Raw genomic sequence first — 20,075 nt, forward strand, 5'->3', positions numbered from 1 at the left:
CTAAAGTTGTTTTATATTATAGGTAATTATAACCTTATAATCCTCTTACAATAACGCGAACCCCTTCAACCTTTACAACTTTGATCGGGGTATTTTTTTGGATAAAACTACCTTCTGTTACAACATCGACACGTTCGTTATCAATAACAGCTACACCAGATGGCCTTAATGCTGTAGCAGCAATACCTTCCATACCAATTAAATCCAAACGATTTTGATTGGATACATAGCCTAGTTCTGTAGTAGTTCGATCTTTTAGTATAACATGACGGAAAACACCCTTATCTAGTCCAATCCTTTTAAATAATATAACGGAAGCAATGACAGCAACTAGAAAAGCAATGGCAACACTGGTCATCATGTGACCAATATTCGCGCCAGACATAAACAACGATCCTATAATCGCTCCTATCCCTAGTATACCTAATATACCACCGGGCACAAAAAACTCTGCGATAAGTAAGGCAATACCAAGAATCAGAATAATAATGGCTTCCATCCCAGCAAGACCAGCAACGAAATGTCCATAAAAGAATAATGCTAAGGAAAGTAGTCCAACACTACCAGGTACGCCGAATCCAGGAGAGTAAAGCTCTAGAATCAATCCTAGACTTGCTAAAGACAGTAAAATAGGTACTACAATTGGATTAGTTATAAATCTAGCAATATTTTCTGCAAGGGTAGGCTCAGATTGAATAATGGTGGCATTTGATAGTCCTAGTTCATACAATAACTCAGTACGATCCTGGACAATCCCTTCTGCATAACCAACATCTAATGCCTCTTGGGGGGTTAATGTTAAAAATTCTCCCGTTGGCGCATCAAATTCAGGCAAATCAATACTTGCATCTGCCATCGCTGCAGCGTATAGTGGATCCCTTCCACCTGCTTCAGCAGCACTTGTCATTGTTTTCAACCATGCTGATTGCGCTTTTTTATCCGCAGCTGTTCCATCCGAATTAATTACGCCACTTGCTCCAATTCGAGCTCTAGGCGCCATATAAATAGTGTCCGTATGAAGGGCAATATATGAACCCGCTGAGAAGGCTTCACTTACGACAAAAGAAGTGGAAGGTATGGATAGGTTAGCAATTAAGGTTCCAATATTATTTGCAGCTTCTACACTTCCACCAGGAGTATCAATCTCAAATATGATATGATCTGCCCCTTTTTCAATTGCTTCACTTGTGGTTCTAGATAAAAAAGCTTCTAATCCCCGTTCAATGTCATTTTTTATAGGAATAACATAGATTAATTTTCCTCCACCCTGCGTGTCAGTGTCAGCATGAATAGTTTTGCCAAAAGCCGGTGCTAACAAAGATATAATAATGACAATATAAATAGAAAAATATAATGCCAAACGCTTTCTCGGCAACTATTACACCTCCTTCTATGCACAGTTATTTATACGTTTATAATGGAATAAAGTTTCAAAAATATTTCATATGTATAACATGATTAACATAAATACTATCACAGATTCTAATAGAGAAGGTAGAAAAATGATATCTTCTTATGAATAAGAATCGTAAAATAAGATAAAGATAAAAAACCCTTGCTATTTTGCAAGGGTTTTTCAGGGCAAACTTAATTCAAATGTTCTTGAACTAATTTATTAATTTTAGAGCCGTCAGCTTTTCCTTTAACTTTAGGCATTACTGCACTCATAACTTTACCCATATCTTTTTTTGAAGATGCGCCAGTTTCTTGAATCGCTTCTTGAACTATTGCTGAAAGTTCCTCATCAGAAAGCTGTTCAGGCATATATTCTTGAATTATTTTGATTTCCATTTCAAGTTTTTCAACAAGATCTTCGCGTCCAGCTGATTTAAATTCTTGGAGGGAATCTTTTCTTTGTTTTAATTCTCTTGATAAAATAGTCAAATCTTCGTCTTCAGATAATTCACTTTTACCAAGTTTTATCGATTCATTTTGTAATGAAGCTTTTACCATTCGAATAACGCTAAGTCTTTCTTTATCCTTATTCTTCATTGCTTGCTTCATATCGTCGTTCAACTGTGTCATTAATGACATCTTCCAGCACCTACTTTAGAATTTACGCTTTCTAGCAGCCTCAGATTTCTTTTTGCGCTTAACACTTGGTTTTTCATAGTGTTCACGCTTACGATATTCTTGTAGTGTCCCACTTTTTGCTACACTACGTTTAAAGCGACGAAGAGCATCCTCAAGAGACTCGTTTTTACGAACGCGAGTTGTATTTGACATGCTAATTTCCCTCCCTCCGAAGCAAAAAAACAGATTAATAAGGCAATCGATATATATCATGCCTTTTGTAATTATAATATATTGCTTTGTAATGGTCAACTGATTATTTTTCTTTATTATATTGCTATGTCTGTAGCGTGAGCACACAGCTTAGCAGTTAATAAATATTGATCCATTATTTATATGACTATAAACAATAAAAACACATTTTACAATAGCTGTTTTCTGGAAATCTGTTTTTAATTACACAAATTGTATAGACTGTGCAGTAACTAACTAATAATTTTTGGCAGCGCATCATACCCGCTCCGGAAATACACTTCGCGCATCCTAAGGCGGCTGGTGATCCTCCTCGTGCTATCGCACTGCGGGGTCTCATCTATGCCTATTCTCCCACAGGAGTCTCCGTGTATTTCCGGAGCTCGTTTAGCTTGAATTTTATTAAAATTAATTTTTAATAAAAATGTGTGATAAAACAATTTTTATTTTGAAAGCCAATACTAGCGCAGGGAGAATACGTAGACTCCTCGAAAATAAAAACCGATTTTCTTCGTGCGATGTTATGCTGCCGAAGTCTTCCTTGGGACTGCGATTACTCGCCCCACCGAAAACATTTGTCCTGCGGGAATAGCACGTGTCCGAAGACCCCGGAGCGGTGTCTTAGCACTACATTAACCTTTTAATTAAAGTTACCGCACAGTTTCCTTCGATTCCTAAATAGTCATTACTATAAATTAATAATCAGATGTTCCCTGAAGGCCGTTGACAATGGCTACTCCGGAACTTGCACCGACTCTTGTTGCTCCTGCTTCGATTACTGCTTTTGTTTGCTCTAAGTCACGTACTCCTCCAGAAGCTTTTACTCCAAGGTCCGGTCCTACAGTTTTACGCATTAATGCTATGTCTTCTACTGTTGCTCCACCACCAGAGAATCCAGTTGATGTTTTAACGAAGTCTGCCCCTGCTTCTTTTGCTAAAAGGCAAGCTTTTACCTTTTCATCTTCTGTCAGTAATGACGTCTCAATGATTACTTTTGTTAATGCTTGTCCCTTTGCAGCTTCTACAACAGCTTGAATATCTTGTTTAACAAATTCATCGTTACCAGATTTCAGCTCACCAATGTTAATAACCATATCAACTTCAGTAGCCCCATCTGAAATAGCTTGTTTTGTTTCAAATACTTTCGATGCTGTAGAGGTAGCTCCTAATGGAAAACCAATTACTGTACATACTTTTACGCTTGTTCCTTTTAGATGCTCATAGCATAATGGTACCCAATGTGGATTTACACAAACTGATGCAAATTCGTATTCTTTTGCTTCCTCAACAATCTTTAAAATACCTTCTTTTGTTGCATCAGGCTTAAGTAATGTATGATCAATATATTTTGCAATATCCTTTACCAATTAAAACACATCCTCTTATTATGTTGTACGTACCTCTTGTAGCATACCACTTTCTTTTCTAAAATGCTAATCTATAATAGCGAATGCCCAGTCCTTTGACTAGGCATTCATTTTAATTTTACTATGAGTAGCGTAATCCATGATGCGTACAAAGGTACCTTCATTATATGGATACCCAGATTTGGTAATTTTTACACGTACAATTTTACCAATCATGTCATTTGTTCCTTCAAATTTAACTTTAAGATAATTATCCGTATATCCTACTAATATATTTGGATTTTCTTCATCCAGTACACGTTCTTCCGGAATAACTTCTAATACTTCATTCTCGTAACGAGATGCATATTCCTTAGCCAGTTCCTCTGATAAATCAATCATTCGTTGAACGCGCTCATTTTTTATATCTTCATCCACTTGTTCTTCCATTCTAGCAGCTGGTGTACCAGTTCTTCTTGAAAATGGGAATACATGAAGTTCTGAATATCCAACTTTTTTAATAAAATTATACGTTTCCATAAACTCTTCTTCTGTTTCGCCAGGGAAGCCTACAATTACATCAGAGGTAATCGCTAAGTCCGGCAAAGCTTTACGGATTTTTTCTACTTTTTGATAGTAGAAATCAGTTGAATACTTTCTTCTCATACGCTTTAATACAGTATCAGAACCAGATTGAAGTGGTATATGTAAGTGGCGTACAATCTTTTCAGATTTATCCAGTACTTCAATTACCTCATCTGTAATTTGACTAGCCTCAATGGAGGAGATGCGGATACGTTCTAGACCATCCACTTTTGATTCTAAATCGCGTAAAAGAGCTGCAAAATTATAATCATTTAAATCTTCACCATATCCAGCAGTATGAATACCAGTTAGAACAACTTCCTTATAACCTGCTTCTACTAATTTTTGTGCTTGGTTTAATACACTTTCTGGATCTCTTGAACGTAGTAGTCCCCTTGACCATGGAATTATACAGAAGGTACAGAAATTATTACAGCCTTCTTGAATTTTCAATGATGCACGAGTTCTATCGGTAAATTCAGGAACATCCATTTCTTCAAATACACGATTTTTCATAATGTTAGAAACACCATTTATCGGTTCTCTTGTTTTCTTATGATTTTCAATGTATTTAATCATATTTTTACGATCTTGCGTACCGACAACAACATCAACACCAGGAATTTCTAAAATTTCGCCCGGTGATGTTTGTGCATAGCAACCTGTAACACAAACAATCGCGTCCGGATTTTTACGCACCGCACGTCTAATTGTCTGCCTACTTTTCTTATCTCCAGAGTTTGTTACTGTACATGTATTAATAACATAGACGTCAGAGTCATGGTCAAAGTCGACGCGTTCATAACCTTGCTCCATGAACATCCGCCAAATACCTTCTGTTTCATAATGATTTACTTTACATCCTAATGTATGAAACGCTACAGTTGGCATTATTGCCCCCCCAATTCTTCAAAATGATACGATATACTAGCTAGTGCATATAAAGCAGCAGTTTCAGTTCGTAATATACGTGGTCCAAACCGAACAGGGATAAATTGATGTTCCTTCAATTTTTGTACTTCCTCAGAAGAAAATCCTCCTTCTGGTCCAATACAAATAATAACACTATCCCCTGTTTTTAACTGACTGATAATACTTGCATAAGATTGAAAAATTTTTGTTTTTGCCTCTTCCTCGTATGCAATAATTTTCAGTTGATAGGATTCGCTCTCCTTCAATAACTCTTGTAATTTCAAGACTGGTTTAATTTCTGGTATACGACTACGATGAGACTGTTCACTAGCTTCTTTAATTATTTTAGCATAACGAGCAATTTTTTTATCAGCTTTCTTAGCATCCCATTTTACAACAGACCTTTTCGCCTGAAAAGGGATAAATGCCGAAGCACCAAGTTCTGTTCCCTTTTGGAAGATAAAATCCAGCTTATCTCCCTTAGGTAGTCCTTGTGCAATTGTTACAAAAACAGGAAGTTCTACATTACGATCCTGCCATTCAATAACTTCAGCAGTAACCCAATGTTCTTCTATTTCGGTAATTTTGCAGATTGCTCCATTTGTATTTGGCGGATTACAAATTATTTCATCACCAATTTGCATACGCATAACACGTATAATATGATGAGCATCGTCCCCGTCAATAGTTACTATTTCACTATTCCAATTTTCATCTGGGATAAAATATCTCTGCATTACAGCACCTACTTTTTCTTGGCTATGACAGATACCCAGTCTTCTAGCTCATTAATTTCCAGTATCTCAAACCCTTGTTGCTCCAACTTCTCTAAAACCAATAATTTTTTTGTTTGGATAATACCTGAAGTAATAAAATACCCGCCATCTTTTAGATTGTCCCATGCATCATCAATAAATCTTACAATAATCTCTGCTAAAATGTTGGAAACGATAATATCCACTTTCATATCAACATGGCTAAGTAGGTTATTTTGTTTCGTTTTGATTAAATGATTAACCTTGTTTACTTTCGCATTTTCCTGCGTACTTTTAACTGCAATCTCATCTAAGTCATATGCATAAATTTCGTCTGCACCAAGTAATGCTGAAGTAATACTAAGTACCCCTGAACCACATCCAACATCAATCACCGTTTCATTTCCTTTAATAACTTTTTCAAGGGCCTGAATACTTAATACAGTCGTTGGATGTGTTCCTGTACCAAATGCCATACCAGGGTCAAGCTCAATAACAATTTCTTCATTAGATTTCGGTGTATAGTCTTCCCATGTAGGGGTAATTGTAATCTTGTTTGAAATTCGAACTGGTTTATAATACTTCTTCCAAGCAGTTGCCCAATCTTCTTCATTTACCTCACTTAGGGTTACTTGATTTGGTCCTAAATCAATATCAAATGTTAAAAGATTGTTAATCGCTTGCTTGATCTCCTCTACAGTTTCCCCTAGAAAGCTGTTAAATGGTAAATATGCCTTAATATAGACTCCTTCTTCCGGATAGTCATTTTCATCAAGTGCATATATTTCACCAAATTTGTCTTCTTTTTCTATAACCAAATCCATTGGATCTTCAATAACGACACCACTTGCACCCGTTTCATGCAAAATATTCGAAATTGGTTCAATAGCTTCATTCGTTGTATGAATACATATTTCTGACCATTTCAAACGAATCTCACTCATTTCTTATTTGTTTTCTTATGTAAAGGGGATAAAAATTCTTTATTCCCCTTTAAAAGCTCTTTTAAACTTTTGAAAAATCGAATCTTCTTGTTCTTCTGTTTTATCGTTTCCTGCTATATCATTAAATTCACGTAATAATTCCTTCTGACGGTCTGTCAATTTAGTTGGAGTCATGATACGAACTTTGATATGTTGGTCACCATTTCCATAGCCTCTAACATTTGGTGAACCCTTCCCTTTTAAGCGGAAGGTCTTTCCAGTTTGTGTACCTGCAGGGATTTTAAGTTTGACTTTACCGTGAACTGTTGGTACTTCTACCTCATCACCAAGGGCAGCTTGTGCAAAAGTTAGTGGTAATTCACAGAAAATATTATCCCCCTCACGTGTAAAGAACTCGTGTCTTCTTACTTGAATAACTACATAAAGATCACCGGCAGGGCCCCCATTTTTCCCAGGTTCCCCTTTACCAGCTACACGGATTTGTTGACCATCATCTATACCAGCAGGGATATTAATATGAATCTTTTTGTTCTTTTTAACCGTTCCATCTCCACCACAAGTCGTACATTTCTCTGGAATAATTTTCCCAGTACCATTACAGTGGTGACAAACCCTACGATTAACCACACGACCAAATGGTGTATTTTGCTCGGTGTTCAATTGACCAGAACCATTACAATGGGAACAAGTTTTTGGTTTTGTACCAGGTTTTGCTCCTGATCCATGACAAGTATCACACTCTTCATCCTTTGGAATTGAGATATCTGTTTCTTTTCCAAAGATTGCTTCTTCGAAATCAAGAATCATGGTATATTGTAAATCAGCACCCTGTTGAGGTGCATTTGGATCTCGTCTACGGCCCCCGCCGCCACCAAAGAACATATCGAATATATCACCAAAACCACCAAAATCTTGACCTCCGCCAAAGCCTTGACCATTCATACCCGCATGACCGAATTGATCATATTGTGCTCGTTTTTGTTCATTTGATAATGTTTCATAAGCTTCTTTCGCTTCTTTGAATTTATCCGCTGCATCGGGCTCTTTATTAACATCTGGATGATACTTTCGAGCTAGTTTACGGTATGCTTTTTTTATATCTTCTTTTGATGCACTTTTTTCTATACCTAAGACTTCATAATAATCACGTTTTGACACTGTTTATCACTCTCCCGAATCACTTTCACATAAGGTAAATCATAACATTAAAAATAATATGATGGCAAATGGATAGGGTTTAATTATCCATGGAAAAGCCCAATAAAACTTTTTCCAAATAACTTTAATGAAAAAGTCAAAGTCAAGGGTATCCTGACTTTGACTTTATAGATGACTATTTTTAGTTGTTTATTTTTTTTCTTCGTCGTCTACTTCTTGGTAATCAGCGTCTACAACGTCGTCATTTGTGCTTTGGCCTTCTTGACCTTCTGCTTGTTGATTTTGTTGTGCCATTTGTTCATATAGTTTAACTGATAGTTGTTGAACTTGTTCTTCTAAAGCTTCTTTCTTCGCTTTAATATCCTCTAGATCAGAACCTTCAAGTGATTTTTTCAATTCTTCTTTCGCAGCTTCTGCTTTTTGTTTTTCTTCATCAGAAACTTTATCAGCTAAATCTTTTAATGTTTTATCTGTTGTAAAGATTAGTTGATCAGATTCGTTACGAAGATCAACCTCTTCACGACGTTTCTTATCCTCTTCAGCATTTTCTTCCGCTTCACGTACCATACGATCTACTTCATCATCTGATAGACCTGAGGAAGATTTAATGGTAATAGATTGTTCTTTATTTGTACCCATGTCTTTCGCGCGCACATTTACAATACCATTTGAATCAATATCAAATGATACTTCTATTTGTGGTACTCCTCTTGGTGCTGGTGGGATATCCGTTAATTGGAAGCGTCCAAGTGTTTTATTGTTCGCTGCCATTTCACGTTCACCTTGAAGAACATGAATATCTACTGCTGTTTGACTATCTGCAGCTGTAGAGAAAACTTGTGAATGGCTAGTCGGAATAGTTGTATTACGTTCGATTAGTTTAGTAAATACGCCACCCATTGTTTCAATACCTAATGAAAGTGGTGTTACATCTAGTAATACAACATCTTTAACATCACCTTGAAGAACTCCACCTTGAATTGCTGCACCAAGTGCAACTACTTCATCAGGGTTAACACCTTTAGAAGGCTCTTTACCAGTTTCACGTTTAATAGCCTCTTGAACTGCAGGAATACGAGTAGATCCACCAACAAGAATAACCTTATCAATATCATTAGCAGTTAAATCAGCATCACGTAATGCTTTTCGTGTAGGAATCATCGTACGTTCCACAAGTTCAGAAGATAGCTCTTCAAACTTAGCACGAGTTAAATTCATTTCTAGATGCAATGGACCAGCTTCACCAGCCGTAATAAACGGTAGGGAAATTTGAGTTTGAGAAACACCCGATAAATCTTTCTTCGCTTTTTCAGCAGCATCTTTTAGACGTTGAACTGCCATTTTATCAAGGGATAAGTCAATTCCATTTTCTTTTTTAAATTCTGCGACTAAGTGATTGATGATTACATCATCAAAGTCATCTCCACCAAGACGGTTATCACCAGCAGTTGCAACAACTTCAAACGTACCATCACCGATGTCTAAGATAGACACATCAAAAGTACCACCACCAAGGTCAAATACTAGAATAGTTTGATCTTGGTCCGCCTTATCAATACCATATGCTAAAGCTGCAGCAGTTGGTTCGTTGATAATACGTTCCACTTCAAGTCCTGCAATACGGCCAGCATCTTTAGTTGCTTGTCGTTCTGAATCATTGAAATATGCTGGTACTGTAATGACAGCTTTATCAACTGTTTCTCCGATATAATCCTCAGCGTATGACTTTAAGTATTGTAAAATTGCTGCTGAAAGCTCTTGAGGTGTATAATCTTTCCCGTCAACTTCTACTTTATAGTCTGTACCCATATGACGTTTGATAGAAAGAATCGTATTTGGGTTAGTAATTGCCTGACGCTTTGCTACTTCCCCAACTTGTCTTTCACCATTTTTAAATGCTACAGCTGATGGCGTTGTACGGTTACCCTCAGGGTTAGGAATAACTACCGCTTCTCCACCTTCCATAACTGCAACACATGAATTTGTTGTACCTAAATCAATCCCAATAATTTTACCCATATTTGTTTCCTCCTTGAATCGTTACCTAACTTATTTATTTACCTTAACCATTGCAGGTCGAATAACACGATCTTTAATTAAGTATCCTTTTTGTAATTCTTCTAAAACAATATTAGATTCCTTTGATTCATCCTCAACCTGCATAACAGCTTGGTGGATGTTAGGATCAAACTCTTGACCAACTGCTTCAATTGATTCTATTCCTTGTGAATTAAGAGCATCAATAAGCTGTCTATAAACCATAGAAATACCATCTAGTAAACCTTTATTTTCTTCATTCACTTCAACCTGTAAAGCTCGTTCAAAATTATCAATAGCAGGTAAAAGTTCAGTAGCAAGATCCTGAGCTTTATATTTAGCCGCAGCTTCACGCTCTTTAATTGAACGTTTCTTGAAGTTATCAAATTCTGCCTGTATTCTTAGGAATCTTTGATATATATCTTCTTTTTCTTGTTGTAATTTATTTATTTCTTCATTTTGCTTCCCTGTTTCATCTTCCATATCAGAAGTAACTTCTACTTGTTCTATAACTTCTGGCTCATTTCCCTCAGTTTCTTGTTGTTCTTCTAATTCTTCCTCAATTCCAGTAACATCCTTCTCTTCCATATCAAGCACCTCCAAAATCCACTCAAGTAAATGATTTTTTAAACCATTTACATTTTTTACGTTTCGTTGTTTTTATACCACAAGTACAACGCATCTGTCATTTCATTTGATAACGCATTTAATAGGGTTATCACTTTTCGATATTCCATTCTAGTAGGTCCTAGCAATGCGATTGTCCCCATCTGTTCATTACCAAATTGATAAGAAGCTGTTATGAGACTAAAGTCCTTAATCTCTTCAAACTTATTCTCATTACCAATAGTTACTTTAATGCCATGTTGAGGTGTTTTTAATAAATTCACAACTTGATCTTCGTTTTCCATCATTTGATAGAATGCACGAATCTTTTTAATATCATTGAATTCAGGTTGTGTTAGCAAATTCGTCTTTCCACCAATATATAACTTAACTGGCTGCTCTTTAAAGAATGCTGATTTCAAATATTGATAGGACTTCTCAAAATCATGTACATACATTTGCATTAGAGAAAGTACTTCTGTTGTAATGACTTCTGGTAACCTGGCAAGAGAAATACCATTTAATCGATCATTTAAAATATTAACGATTTTCTCTAAATCTGTTGCACTGATTTCAGCAGGAATAGTAAATGAACGATGTTCTACATGACCTGAGTCCGTGACCAATATGGCTACAGCTGAATGATCTGTTAATGGGACTATTTGCAACTGTTTAAGCTTTGTTTCAAATATTTCTGGACCTAGAATAATGGATGTATAATTTGTTAAATCAGATAATACCTCAGCAGACTTCTGCACCAACTTTTCAAAATCGATGAAATCATCCCGGACTAAGTCTCTCATGATACTAAGATTACCATTCTCCATATGCGGTCCAACAACATTGTCCACATAATAACGATACCCTTTTTCTGACGGGACCCGACCAGATGAAGAATGTGTTTTTTCAATATAACCTAATTCTTCTAAGTCAGCCATGACATTACGTATCGTTGCGGCACTTAAGGATATATCATCTTTTTTTGAAATAGCACGGGAGCCAACTGGGTTAGCTGATTCAATAAAATCATCAATAATAACTTGCAAAATCAATAATTGCCTTTCTGTTAACATTAATGATCACCCCTGTTAGCACTCTGGCCTTCTGAGTGCTAATTCTAATAATAAATTATCAAATCCTTATTTTTTTGTCAACGCTATTGCCTCTAAGTCTTCATCTTCTAATAAAAAGTGTTCAAATACTTCATTACCAAATAGCACACCTTCATCCGTTAGATGAATAGATTTCTCGTCATTAACTAGCCAACCTTTTTGAATAAGGTAGTCGATTTGATTCTTATATAGTAATTCAATTGGAAAGGCAAATTTCGATAAAAACTCTTGCTTGTCTACACCACTTAGCTTGCGCAATCCTAAAAATAATTCTTCCTCAATTTGTTCTTTTAAACCTATCGTTTCAATTTTTAATGTTGGATTTCCATCTTCCATCGCTTGTTTAATGTAGGCGGGAATAGGTTTCATATTAATAGTACGTTTACCAGGAAGGTAACCACTAGCCCCTGCACCAAATCCATAGTAATAGTCATTATTCCAATAGGTTAGGTTATGCTTACTTTCAAAACCTTCCTTTGAAAAATTACTTATTTCATATTGTTGTACTCCTGCTTCTTTCATTTTTCTCTTTAGAATATCGTACATTTTTACTTCTTCTTCTTGTGTAGGACGGTGTAATTGACCTTTTTTATAGCGATTATAGAAAATAGTCTTAGGCTCAATTTGTAAGGAATAGGCTGAATAATGTGGAAGGTCAAATGAGAGCGCTTCTGTAACTGTTTTCTCAAAGTGTTCAGCAGATTGCTTCGGTAAAGAATAGATTAAATCAAGACTAATATTTGTTAGATCTTGTTGTTTCAATAACTCTACGGTCTTATATACATCCTCGATACGATGTGCCCTTCCTAATTCTTTAAGCATATTATCATCAAATACTTGAACGCCTAGTGATACCCTATTAACACCATATTCTTTTAATAGTTTTGCCTTCTCTTCATCAAAATCTCCCGGGTTTGCCTCGATTGTATATTCTTCACAATTGGAAACATCAAATTTTTCTGCGATTAATGCTAATAATGTTTTTAATTGTGTATGGTTTAGTGATGTTGGTGTACCACCACCAATAAAAATAGTTCTCACTGGGTTTTTCTTACCTTCTACTTGTGTGTGTATTTCATTGGAAAGTGCATCTAAATAATCCGTTGCCATTTGTTCATTATAAAAGAACTTTGTAAAGTCACAGTAATGACAAATATGATGACAAAACGGAATATGAATATATACGGATTGGATCATAGTACTTTCTCCTAACAAACTGATTTTATAATTCTATAAGTGTAAAAAAGAAAAGGAAAAACTTTATACAAGTTCTTCCGCTCTTTTTCCTTATTCATCATCCATTTTAAGTACGGCCATAAATGCTTCTTGTGGTACCTCTACAGATCCGACCATCTTCATGCGCTTCTTACCTTCTTTTTGCTTTTCAAGTAGCTTTCTTTTACGAGAAATATCTCCCCCGTAACATTTTGCTAGTACGTTTTTACGCATTGCTTTAATCGATGATCTTGCTACAATTTTATTACCAATCGCAGCTTGAACTGGCACCTCGAACTGTTGTCTAGGAATTAATTCTTTTAACTTTTCTACGATTAGTTTCCCGCGTTCATAAGAGAAATCCTTATGTACAATAAAGGATAATGCATCAATAGTTTCACCATTTAAAAGAATATCCATTTTGACCAATTTCGAAGGTCGATAACCAATTAATTCGTAGTCAAAAGAAGCATATCCTTTTGTATTAGATTTTAATTGATCAAAAAAGTCATAGACAATTTCTGAAAGTGGTATGTCATAAATCACATTAACACGGATATCATCAAGATATTCCATATCAATGAATTGGCCACGTTTCTTTTGAGAAATTTCCATTACAGCTCCAACATATTCATTCGGAACCATAATCGTTGCTTTTACATATGGTTCGCGAATCTCTTGAATCTTTTGTGGATCTGGCATCATTGACGGATTATCGATAATGATAGTTTCTCCATCTGTTTGTTCCACTTCATAGATTACACTTGGTGCTGTTGTTATTAAATCAATTTTAAATTCACGTTCAATTCGTTCTTGAATAATTTCCATATGCAATAGACCTAAAAAGCCACAACGAAAACCAAAGCCCAACGCTTGAGAAGTCTCAGCTTCATATTGAAGTGCTGAGTCATTAAGTTCTAAGCGTTCTAATGCCTCACGTAAATCATTGTATTTATTTGAATCTACTGGATATAGTCCGCAGTAAACCATAGGATTTAGACGTCTATAACCAGGTAATGGTTCAGATGCTGGGTTGTTTGCAAAGGTGATTGTATCACCAACACGTGTATCACCAACATTTTTGATAGAAGCAGTTAGGTATCCTACATCTCCAACATTCAATTCCTTCAGTGGTAATTGCTTTGGCGTAAATACCCCAACCTCATTAACTTCAAATTCTTTACCAGTGGCCATCATCTTTATTTTATCGCCAACCTTTACAGAGCCTTCCTTAATACACACATAGGCTACTACACCGCGGTAAGAATCATACAAAGAATCAAAAATTAATGCTTTTAATGGTTCTTCTGGATTCCCTATTGGAGGTGGTACAGCTTCTGTAATCCTCTCCAATATGTCTTCAATTCCAATATTCGCCTTCGCTGACGCTAGAATAACATCATCTGGATCAATACCAATTACATCTTGAAGCTCTTTTTTAACGCGTTCAGGATCTGCACTTGGTAAGTCAATCTTATTAATTACTGGAATAATTTCAAGTTCATTGTCTAATGCAAGATACACGTTTGCAAGAGTCTGCGCTTCGATTCCTTGTGCAGCATCGACAACCAATATCGCTCCCTCACAAGCTGCAAGGCTTCTAGATACTTCATATGTAAAGTCAACATGTCCTGGGGTATCGATTAAGTGAAAGGTAAAATCCTCTCCACTTTTACTTTGATAATGTAGCTGTACTGCATTTAATTTAATTGTAATTCCACGTTCTCTTTCTAAATCCATCGCATCAAGCAATTGTTCCTTCATTTCACGTTTCGTAACCGTTCGAGTATTTTCTAATATACGATCCGCTAATGTTGATTTTCCATGGTCAATATGGGCAATGATAGAAAAATTACGTACATTTTCTTGATTTCTCGCCATACTTGGTGTTCACTCCTAATGCCTTTACCAATATTCAGTAAAAGTACAAATTTAACATAAATAATTACGATGATTGCTAGGATGATTATAGCAATTGCAACCTTTAGTTTCAAGAAAGAGTTGTTAGAAGAGGTATAATTCTCTTAAGAAGTCCAAACAAAGCCATAGTTACCAATTTTTAAAACACTATTTTGGTATTTTGATTATAATGCACAGTTGATGGAAAATGTGAAGTAACAAGGCCCTGTAAACCAGAGCATGCGCCCGACTCAGGGAAACATGCGCCCTGTCAACCGGAGCATGCGCCCGACTCAGGGAAACATGGGCCCTGTCAACTGGAGCATGCGCCCTGACCAAGAAACTTGGGAATTAGTTACCGCACATTCTATACAAAATCAATACCAAACCATATAAATTAATAATCAAAGAGAAAATCCAAATGGATGTAACCCTAAAAGAATTAACAATCGGCATTCGGATTATAATTTGACCAAGTTTTAGTAGAATAATTGTGAAATCTGATATAGTATTTGGACAATGAGATCATAGAAGCCTTGTACAATTACTTCTAGGAAGGATGCTGTTTTTTGGCTAAGGTGTTCTGTGTTGGGATTGGTAAGTTCTTGGGCAATTGTTTCTTGATTTACCACTTCTGTCTCTTGAATATCTTTGTTGACTGTCTGTTGTACCTCAGGCGTTGATTCTACATCTTCAGTTTTTACCGTTGAACTAGTTGGTATCAGTGATTTTCCATTATGATCTATACCAACAAGGGTTCCGACTAGAAAGCAAACTATTAAAAGTAATGAGACAGATATAAATTTGGACATTTTTAGAACCTCCTTTAATCCCCGCTAACCTTTTCAGCGTCCCAATAATATTCACTAAATACTTCTGCTAAGGCATCAGCTGAACGATATAATTCTTCTAACGTATTATCAACACCACCAATTTCCACTGTTAGAGCATTTTCATGTAAGTCCTGATTAAATACGCCATTTGTTCCAGCTCCCCGTTTCGGTGGCAAAACACCTCTGCTTAAGCCAGGGTATTTCTCTTCCATAATCTTGTAAAGATTACTTGCAATTTCAACATTTTTCTCATAATCTTTATTCTCTCCACCAATAACAAATGCAATTCTAGCATAAGCTTCCCCATCTATCACTTTGGTTGTTGCTTCTCTCCTAACTGCATCTCTGTGTATATCAAATACGTATTGAATATCTTTGTTATTAGCGAAGACTTCCTGAACATGACCTCTTATCGATGTATAGGATTGAGGATATTCCATACCATTTTTTTCTAATATTTTCATATTGTCCACTTCATCAAATGTATTACCTATCCCTTGATCAGTTAATGCATTAGCTAGATGTTGACTTACTTTTGTTATGTTTACCTCATTGTGTTGGGCGAGATTCGGGTCTGTCACACTTGGTAAATAAGGGAGAAAGGATTCGTAATTATGGGTATTATAGATATACACTACATTCTTTCCTCCGGTATTCGGAGACTTGTCAGGCTCATTATTAGGTTCATTTTCAATATTTTCATCAACAACCGCTTCCCTATCTCTCAAAACCTCTTCTAATGGAGGTGCTGATTCTACAGGCAAATTCGTATAATTTGTACCTTCCCCTGCTATAAAAATTTCACTATCATAAATGGACAACCCTGGGATTTCACTACCTAGTAAACTCCTAGGATCATCTGGTTTAATACTTGTAGCTATTTGAAAAATGGTTGATGATATTTTTGGTATGTCTGAATCAGGTGGAAGTCCTTCCAAATATACTCGGTTTTCCATCCCCAATAAATATAAGAAAGTCGAACTTTCAATTTCACTTGTCCAATTCGTTAATGTATTTGAAGAAAAACGAAGCGCTGGGGAGATAGAAGTAAATAATCCTATTAAAATAAATAAGAACAATACACATATTACATATAAAACGCTCTTTTTTACGATTAAAAATACACTTTTTTTATTCTTGTTAGTGTTAAACCCTACCATAATTGTTCCACCTTCCCGTTCGTCTTTAGTAAAATCTATGACGAATCTTTGGAAGGTAGAACCGATACTCTCATTTTTTATAAAATTTAATAGATTTGTTCTGTTAGTTATCTTGAATAATTAGCAAAGTTTTCAACGTCTACTGCTTCGTGAAGAGCTGCGTTTATTCCATTAGCGATTACATGTGACATATCAATCATAAACCCATCCACTTCTTTAGGAGTCACCATCATATTGTAACCGTTTGGAGTTAGAACCTCGGCAATAAGCTTTCTTTTTTCTTCATCTGATAGAGTTCCAACAATCCCCATAAATGTTTGCCTTTTTTCAGGGTCAGGTAAATCCTCTTCCGTAAATTTTTTACCTCCAAAAGACATATTAGCAGGAGCTAGTGCCTTAGATGGACGGTCTTTTTCTCGCCATTCTCGTCCAAAATGCTTTAATATAAAGTCAATCGTATCACTTGTAATCGTAACGGCATCCACAACTGTCGGAACACCTATTGCAATAACCGGTACTCCAAGTGTTTCTTTACTTATTTCTTTTCTCTTATTACCAACACCAGAGCCGGGATGGATTCCCGAATCAGAAAGTTGAATGGTTTCATTAACCCTTTCTATTGATCGTGAAGCTAATGCATCAATTGCAATAACAAAGTCCGGTTTAAATTTCTCAACTATACCAAAGATAATATTACTTGTCTCAATACCAGTAACACCCATTACACCAGGGGTTACAGCACCAACTGGACGGTATCCTTCAGACACAGATTCATGTTCAAGATTAAACAAATGGCTCGTTACTAATACTTTCTCCACAGTCATCGGTCCTAATGCATCAGGTGTAACGTTCCAATTACCAAGTCCAACAATTAAGCCTGTTCCATCTTTACGGATATTATTTTTTTCTAATAAGCTCTCTAATTCCCTAGCAAGTATTTTCGCTGCATTTTCCTGACGCTTTGTATCTTGCCTTTTTACTCCATCTGCATAAATAGTTACATAAGAGCCGGGTTTCTTTCCTAGTAATTTTGCACCTTCTTCATCAATATCAACATATGATACTTTTATACCGTTTTCTTCCCGTTCTTTTAATGTAACGCCTTTTATCTGTTCTTCGTCAGATGTTTCCTTTTCTACATACATATCCTTTGCTTCAATTGCCAGGTCCGTACGTACTTGCAATTTATTTATATCCATATCCAAATTCAATCGCATCCTTTCAAGTAAAATAGAAAGCAAAAAGCTATAGCATTAGCCTTCACATTTTTATTAAAATCATACAAATTATGGAACAATAAATAATAGTTATTGAAAACAAGCTCCAACTTTGGTAAAATGACTCTTGTTCAATGTAATGAACGTTCTTGTTTTTTTAGGAGGTGAAATCATGGCTAACATTAAATCCGCGATTAAACGTGTTGATGTAAACAATAAAAAGCGTGTTCAAAATCAATCTGACAAATCAGAAATGCGTACTCAAATTAAATTAGTTGAAAAACTTATTGAAGCAAATGATGTTGATAATGCAAAAACTGCTTTAACTGCTACAATTAAAAAGATTGACAAAGCAGTACAAAAAGGTCTTATCCATAAAAATGCAGGAGACCGTCAAAAAGCTCGTCTAACTAAAAAAGTTAACGGACTTGGTGCTTAATACATGAAAAAAAAACGATCCTATTTGGATCGTTTTTTTATTTGTTTATGAGATTATATAATAACATTTCAAACGCTAGTTCCTTATCCATTCTTCCTTGTTTCATAATAGCGTCTGTTTCTGCTAAGTGGTCTATAAACGTTTTAAGCTGCTGCACCGAAAATTTCGCTTCACGATTTAAGGCTATTTTTATGACGTATGGATGGGCACCTAGTTGTTTTTGCATTTGACCGGAACTATACCCCTTTTGCTTTAATAATTTTACCCGAAGTATAGTTCTGAATTGAAATGCCAATAAACCGATTAAGGCTATCGGTTCCTCTTTCATTTTTTCTAAATCTTTGTAAATAGCAATAGCCTTGGCCAAATTCCTCTCGATTACAGCATCCACTAGTCTGATTCCTGAACTACTTATTGTATGAGATACCATTTCATCTGCGATTTGTTTAGTAACAGTACCCCCATCACCAACATATAAAGCAATTTTTTCAAGTTCTCTCTCCATAATATTCAAATCAGTAGAAAGTTCATTTTCAAAAACTTCATACGCATCCTCGGCTATCTCGATATTTAACTGTTTGGCTAAATTCATAATCCAATTTTTAAGTTCATATTCCTTAACTGGATTACATTCCGCAACGAGCCCTTTTTTCTTCAGTGTTTTACTGATTTTTTTTCGTTCATCTATTTTCTCAAATGGTGCGATTAGTACTAGAACTGAATAGTCCACTGGCATTTCCAGATATTGTTCTAAAACTTCTAATTTATGTTCAAATGTGAGTTTGTCAGGCTTGGCTTTTAGAAAGGTGGCATTTGTTCCAATTATTAGTTTGCGCTCACCAAAAAAAGGATATGTTTCCACGTCTGAAACTACTTCTTGAATAGATGTTTCTGTTAAATCATATGTAGAAAGGTTTTCTTCCTCTGATAACACGTGTTTAACCAATAAGTCCTTTATTTTTTGGATAAAATAATTTTCTGTTCCATATAATAAAATGACCTCTGGTATATTTTGTTTTTTAATTTGCTTTACTGCTTCCGTATATGTCATGCTATTCACTCCAACTTGTTATATATTTATGGTAATCGGTCTATTTGTGAATAGCAAGAAAAACCTGAGAGGGAAATTTCGGAATATCAAATTCCCCTCCCCTATCTATATGAACGTCTAACATAAGGCCCTAGAAACTATATGTTAAACGATGTTTTCTTTCATTTATAGCATGACCCTTCTGCTAAAAAGTATAGTTGTAAAGTCTTTCTAATTTTGGTTAATACATTTAAATATGAACTTTTTGTATCATTGGTGGATTTTTTTATGTAATTAATTTATACTAAAGGGTGATATAGGAGGGTTAGCTATGAATGAATTTGAAAAGGATCCACAATCCAAAAATAGTGATGTTGTTGATTCCATTAAGGGGTTCGCATTTTCACTGATTTTCTTTTTAGTAATTTTCGCTATTGGCGTAACCATTAGTGTAGTTGGCTCTTAAAGGTACATAATTTAGTTTTTCTTATGCTGGCAGGAATATATAGTATACTTTCCTATCTGCAAACAAAAGAGACTGGGCATACTCCTGTCTCTTTTG

The 20,075-nt window shown here is 35.6% G+C and carries 19 protein-coding genes; 2 read left to right on the forward strand and 17 right to left on the reverse strand.

The features are described from left to right. Positions 1-34: 34 nt before the first annotated feature. From K332_RS0103715 to gpr, 16 genes are all read right to left on the reverse strand, one after another. The gene (locus tag K332_RS0103715) at positions 35-1,375 is read right to left on the reverse strand and encodes an NfeD family protein (protein ID WP_026906230.1); all 1,341 of its coding nucleotides are present in this window, start codon (positions 1,373-1,375) and stop codon (positions 35-37) included. A 212-nt stretch (positions 1,376-1,587) separates the two neighbouring features. Further along, the gene (locus K332_RS0103720) at positions 1,588-2,034 is read right to left on the reverse strand and encodes a GatB/YqeY domain-containing protein (RefSeq protein ID WP_026906231.1); all 447 of its coding nucleotides are present in this window, start codon (positions 2,032-2,034) and stop codon (positions 1,588-1,590) included. Positions 2,035-2,049: 15 nt separating this feature from the next. Then, complete coding sequence (rpsU, locus tag K332_RS0103725) at positions 2,050-2,226, reverse strand: 30S ribosomal protein S21 (protein WP_026906232.1); 177 nt, start codon at positions 2,224-2,226, stop codon at positions 2,050-2,052. A 734-nt stretch (positions 2,227-2,960) separates the two neighbouring features. Continuing rightward, a complete protein-coding gene (gene deoC / locus K332_RS0103730; RefSeq protein ID WP_026906233.1) occupies positions 2,961-3,632 on the reverse strand; it encodes a deoxyribose-phosphate aldolase in 672 nt (223 codons plus the stop codon). A gap of 99 nt (positions 3,633-3,731) precedes the next feature. Beyond that, a complete protein-coding gene (gene mtaB, locus K332_RS0103735; protein WP_026906234.1) occupies positions 3,732-5,087 on the reverse strand; it encodes a tRNA (N(6)-L-threonylcarbamoyladenosine(37)-C(2))-methylthiotransferase MtaB in 1,356 nt (451 codons plus the stop codon). After that, complete coding sequence (locus tag K332_RS0103740; RefSeq protein WP_026906235.1) at positions 5,087-5,845, reverse strand: 16S rRNA (uracil(1498)-N(3))-methyltransferase; 759 nt, start codon at positions 5,843-5,845, stop codon at positions 5,087-5,089. Before K332_RS0103740 ends, mtaB begins: the two co-directional genes overlap by 1 nt. An 8-nt stretch (positions 5,846-5,853) precedes the next feature. Then, a complete protein-coding gene (prmA, locus tag K332_RS0103745) occupies positions 5,854-6,792 on the reverse strand; it encodes a 50S ribosomal protein L11 methyltransferase (protein WP_026906236.1) in 939 nt (312 codons plus the stop codon). Between the two features lie 54 nt (positions 6,793-6,846). Beyond that, on the reverse strand, positions 6,847-7,965 hold the full coding sequence (dnaJ, locus tag K332_RS0103750) for a molecular chaperone DnaJ (RefSeq protein ID WP_026906237.1): 1,119 nt from the start codon (positions 7,963-7,965) through the stop codon (positions 6,847-6,849). A gap of 189 nt (positions 7,966-8,154) precedes the next feature. After that, positions 8,155-9,984 carry a molecular chaperone DnaK gene (dnaK, locus tag K332_RS0103755; RefSeq protein WP_026906238.1) on the reverse strand — a complete coding sequence of 610 codons (1,830 nt, stop codon included), beginning with the start codon at positions 9,982-9,984 and terminating at the stop codon, positions 8,155-8,157. Between the two features lie 30 nt (positions 9,985-10,014). Beyond that, a complete protein-coding gene (gene grpE, locus K332_RS0103760) occupies positions 10,015-10,590 on the reverse strand; it encodes a nucleotide exchange factor GrpE (RefSeq protein ID WP_036688049.1) in 576 nt (191 codons plus the stop codon). A gap of 56 nt (positions 10,591-10,646) precedes the next feature. Continuing rightward, positions 10,647-11,681 (reverse strand): heat-inducible transcriptional repressor HrcA, encoded by a 1,035-nt coding sequence (gene hrcA, locus K332_RS0103765; protein ID WP_026906240.1) that lies wholly within the window; start codon positions 11,679-11,681, stop codon positions 10,647-10,649. Between the two features lie 66 nt (positions 11,682-11,747). After that, a complete protein-coding gene (gene hemW / locus K332_RS0103770; protein ID WP_026906241.1) occupies positions 11,748-12,917 on the reverse strand; it encodes a radical SAM family heme chaperone HemW in 1,170 nt (389 codons plus the stop codon). A 90-nt stretch (positions 12,918-13,007) separates the two neighbouring features. Then, positions 13,008-14,816, reverse strand: coding sequence for a translation elongation factor 4 (lepA, locus tag K332_RS0103775; RefSeq protein WP_026906242.1), 1,809 nt, complete (start codon positions 14,814-14,816; stop codon positions 13,008-13,010). A gap of 497 nt (positions 14,817-15,313) precedes the next feature. Next, positions 15,314-15,646 (reverse strand): hypothetical protein, encoded by a 333-nt coding sequence (locus tag K332_RS0103780; RefSeq protein WP_026906243.1) that lies wholly within the window; start codon positions 15,644-15,646, stop codon positions 15,314-15,316. Between the two features lie 14 nt (positions 15,647-15,660). Then, positions 15,661-16,827 carry a stage II sporulation protein P gene (spoIIP, locus tag K332_RS0103785; RefSeq protein WP_036688052.1) on the reverse strand — a complete coding sequence of 389 codons (1,167 nt, stop codon included), beginning with the start codon at positions 16,825-16,827 and terminating at the stop codon, positions 15,661-15,663. 107 nt (positions 16,828-16,934) lie between these two features. Continuing rightward, the gene (gene gpr / locus K332_RS0103790) at positions 16,935-18,026 is read right to left on the reverse strand and encodes a GPR endopeptidase (protein ID WP_026906245.1); all 1,092 of its coding nucleotides are present in this window, start codon (positions 18,024-18,026) and stop codon (positions 16,935-16,937) included. Positions 18,027-18,216: 190 nt separating this feature from the next. Here gpr and rpsT point away from each other — a divergent pair, with 190 nt between their 5' ends. After that, positions 18,217-18,483, forward strand: a complete 267-nt coding sequence (gene rpsT, locus K332_RS0103795) for a 30S ribosomal protein S20 (protein WP_026906246.1) — start codon at positions 18,217-18,219, stop codon at positions 18,481-18,483. A gap of 37 nt (positions 18,484-18,520) precedes the next feature. On the opposite strand, the gene holA is transcribed toward rpsT, so the two are convergent. After that, positions 18,521-19,534: a DNA polymerase III subunit delta gene (holA, locus tag K332_RS0103800; protein WP_026906247.1), complete on the reverse strand. Its 1,014-nt coding sequence runs from the start codon at positions 19,532-19,534 to the stop codon at positions 18,521-18,523. A gap of 310 nt (positions 19,535-19,844) precedes the next feature. Here holA and K332_RS23525 point away from each other — a divergent pair, with 310 nt between their 5' ends. Next, entirely contained in the window at positions 19,845-19,979 is a 135-nt protein-coding gene (locus K332_RS23525) for a YqzM family protein (protein WP_026906248.1), read from the forward strand. Positions 19,980-20,075 lie beyond the last annotated feature (96 nt).

Source organism: Paucisalibacillus globulus DSM 18846 (genome assembly GCF_000482485.1).
Taxonomy (GTDB): domain Bacteria; phylum Bacillota; class Bacilli; order Bacillales; family Amphibacillaceae; genus Ornithinibacillus; species Ornithinibacillus globulus.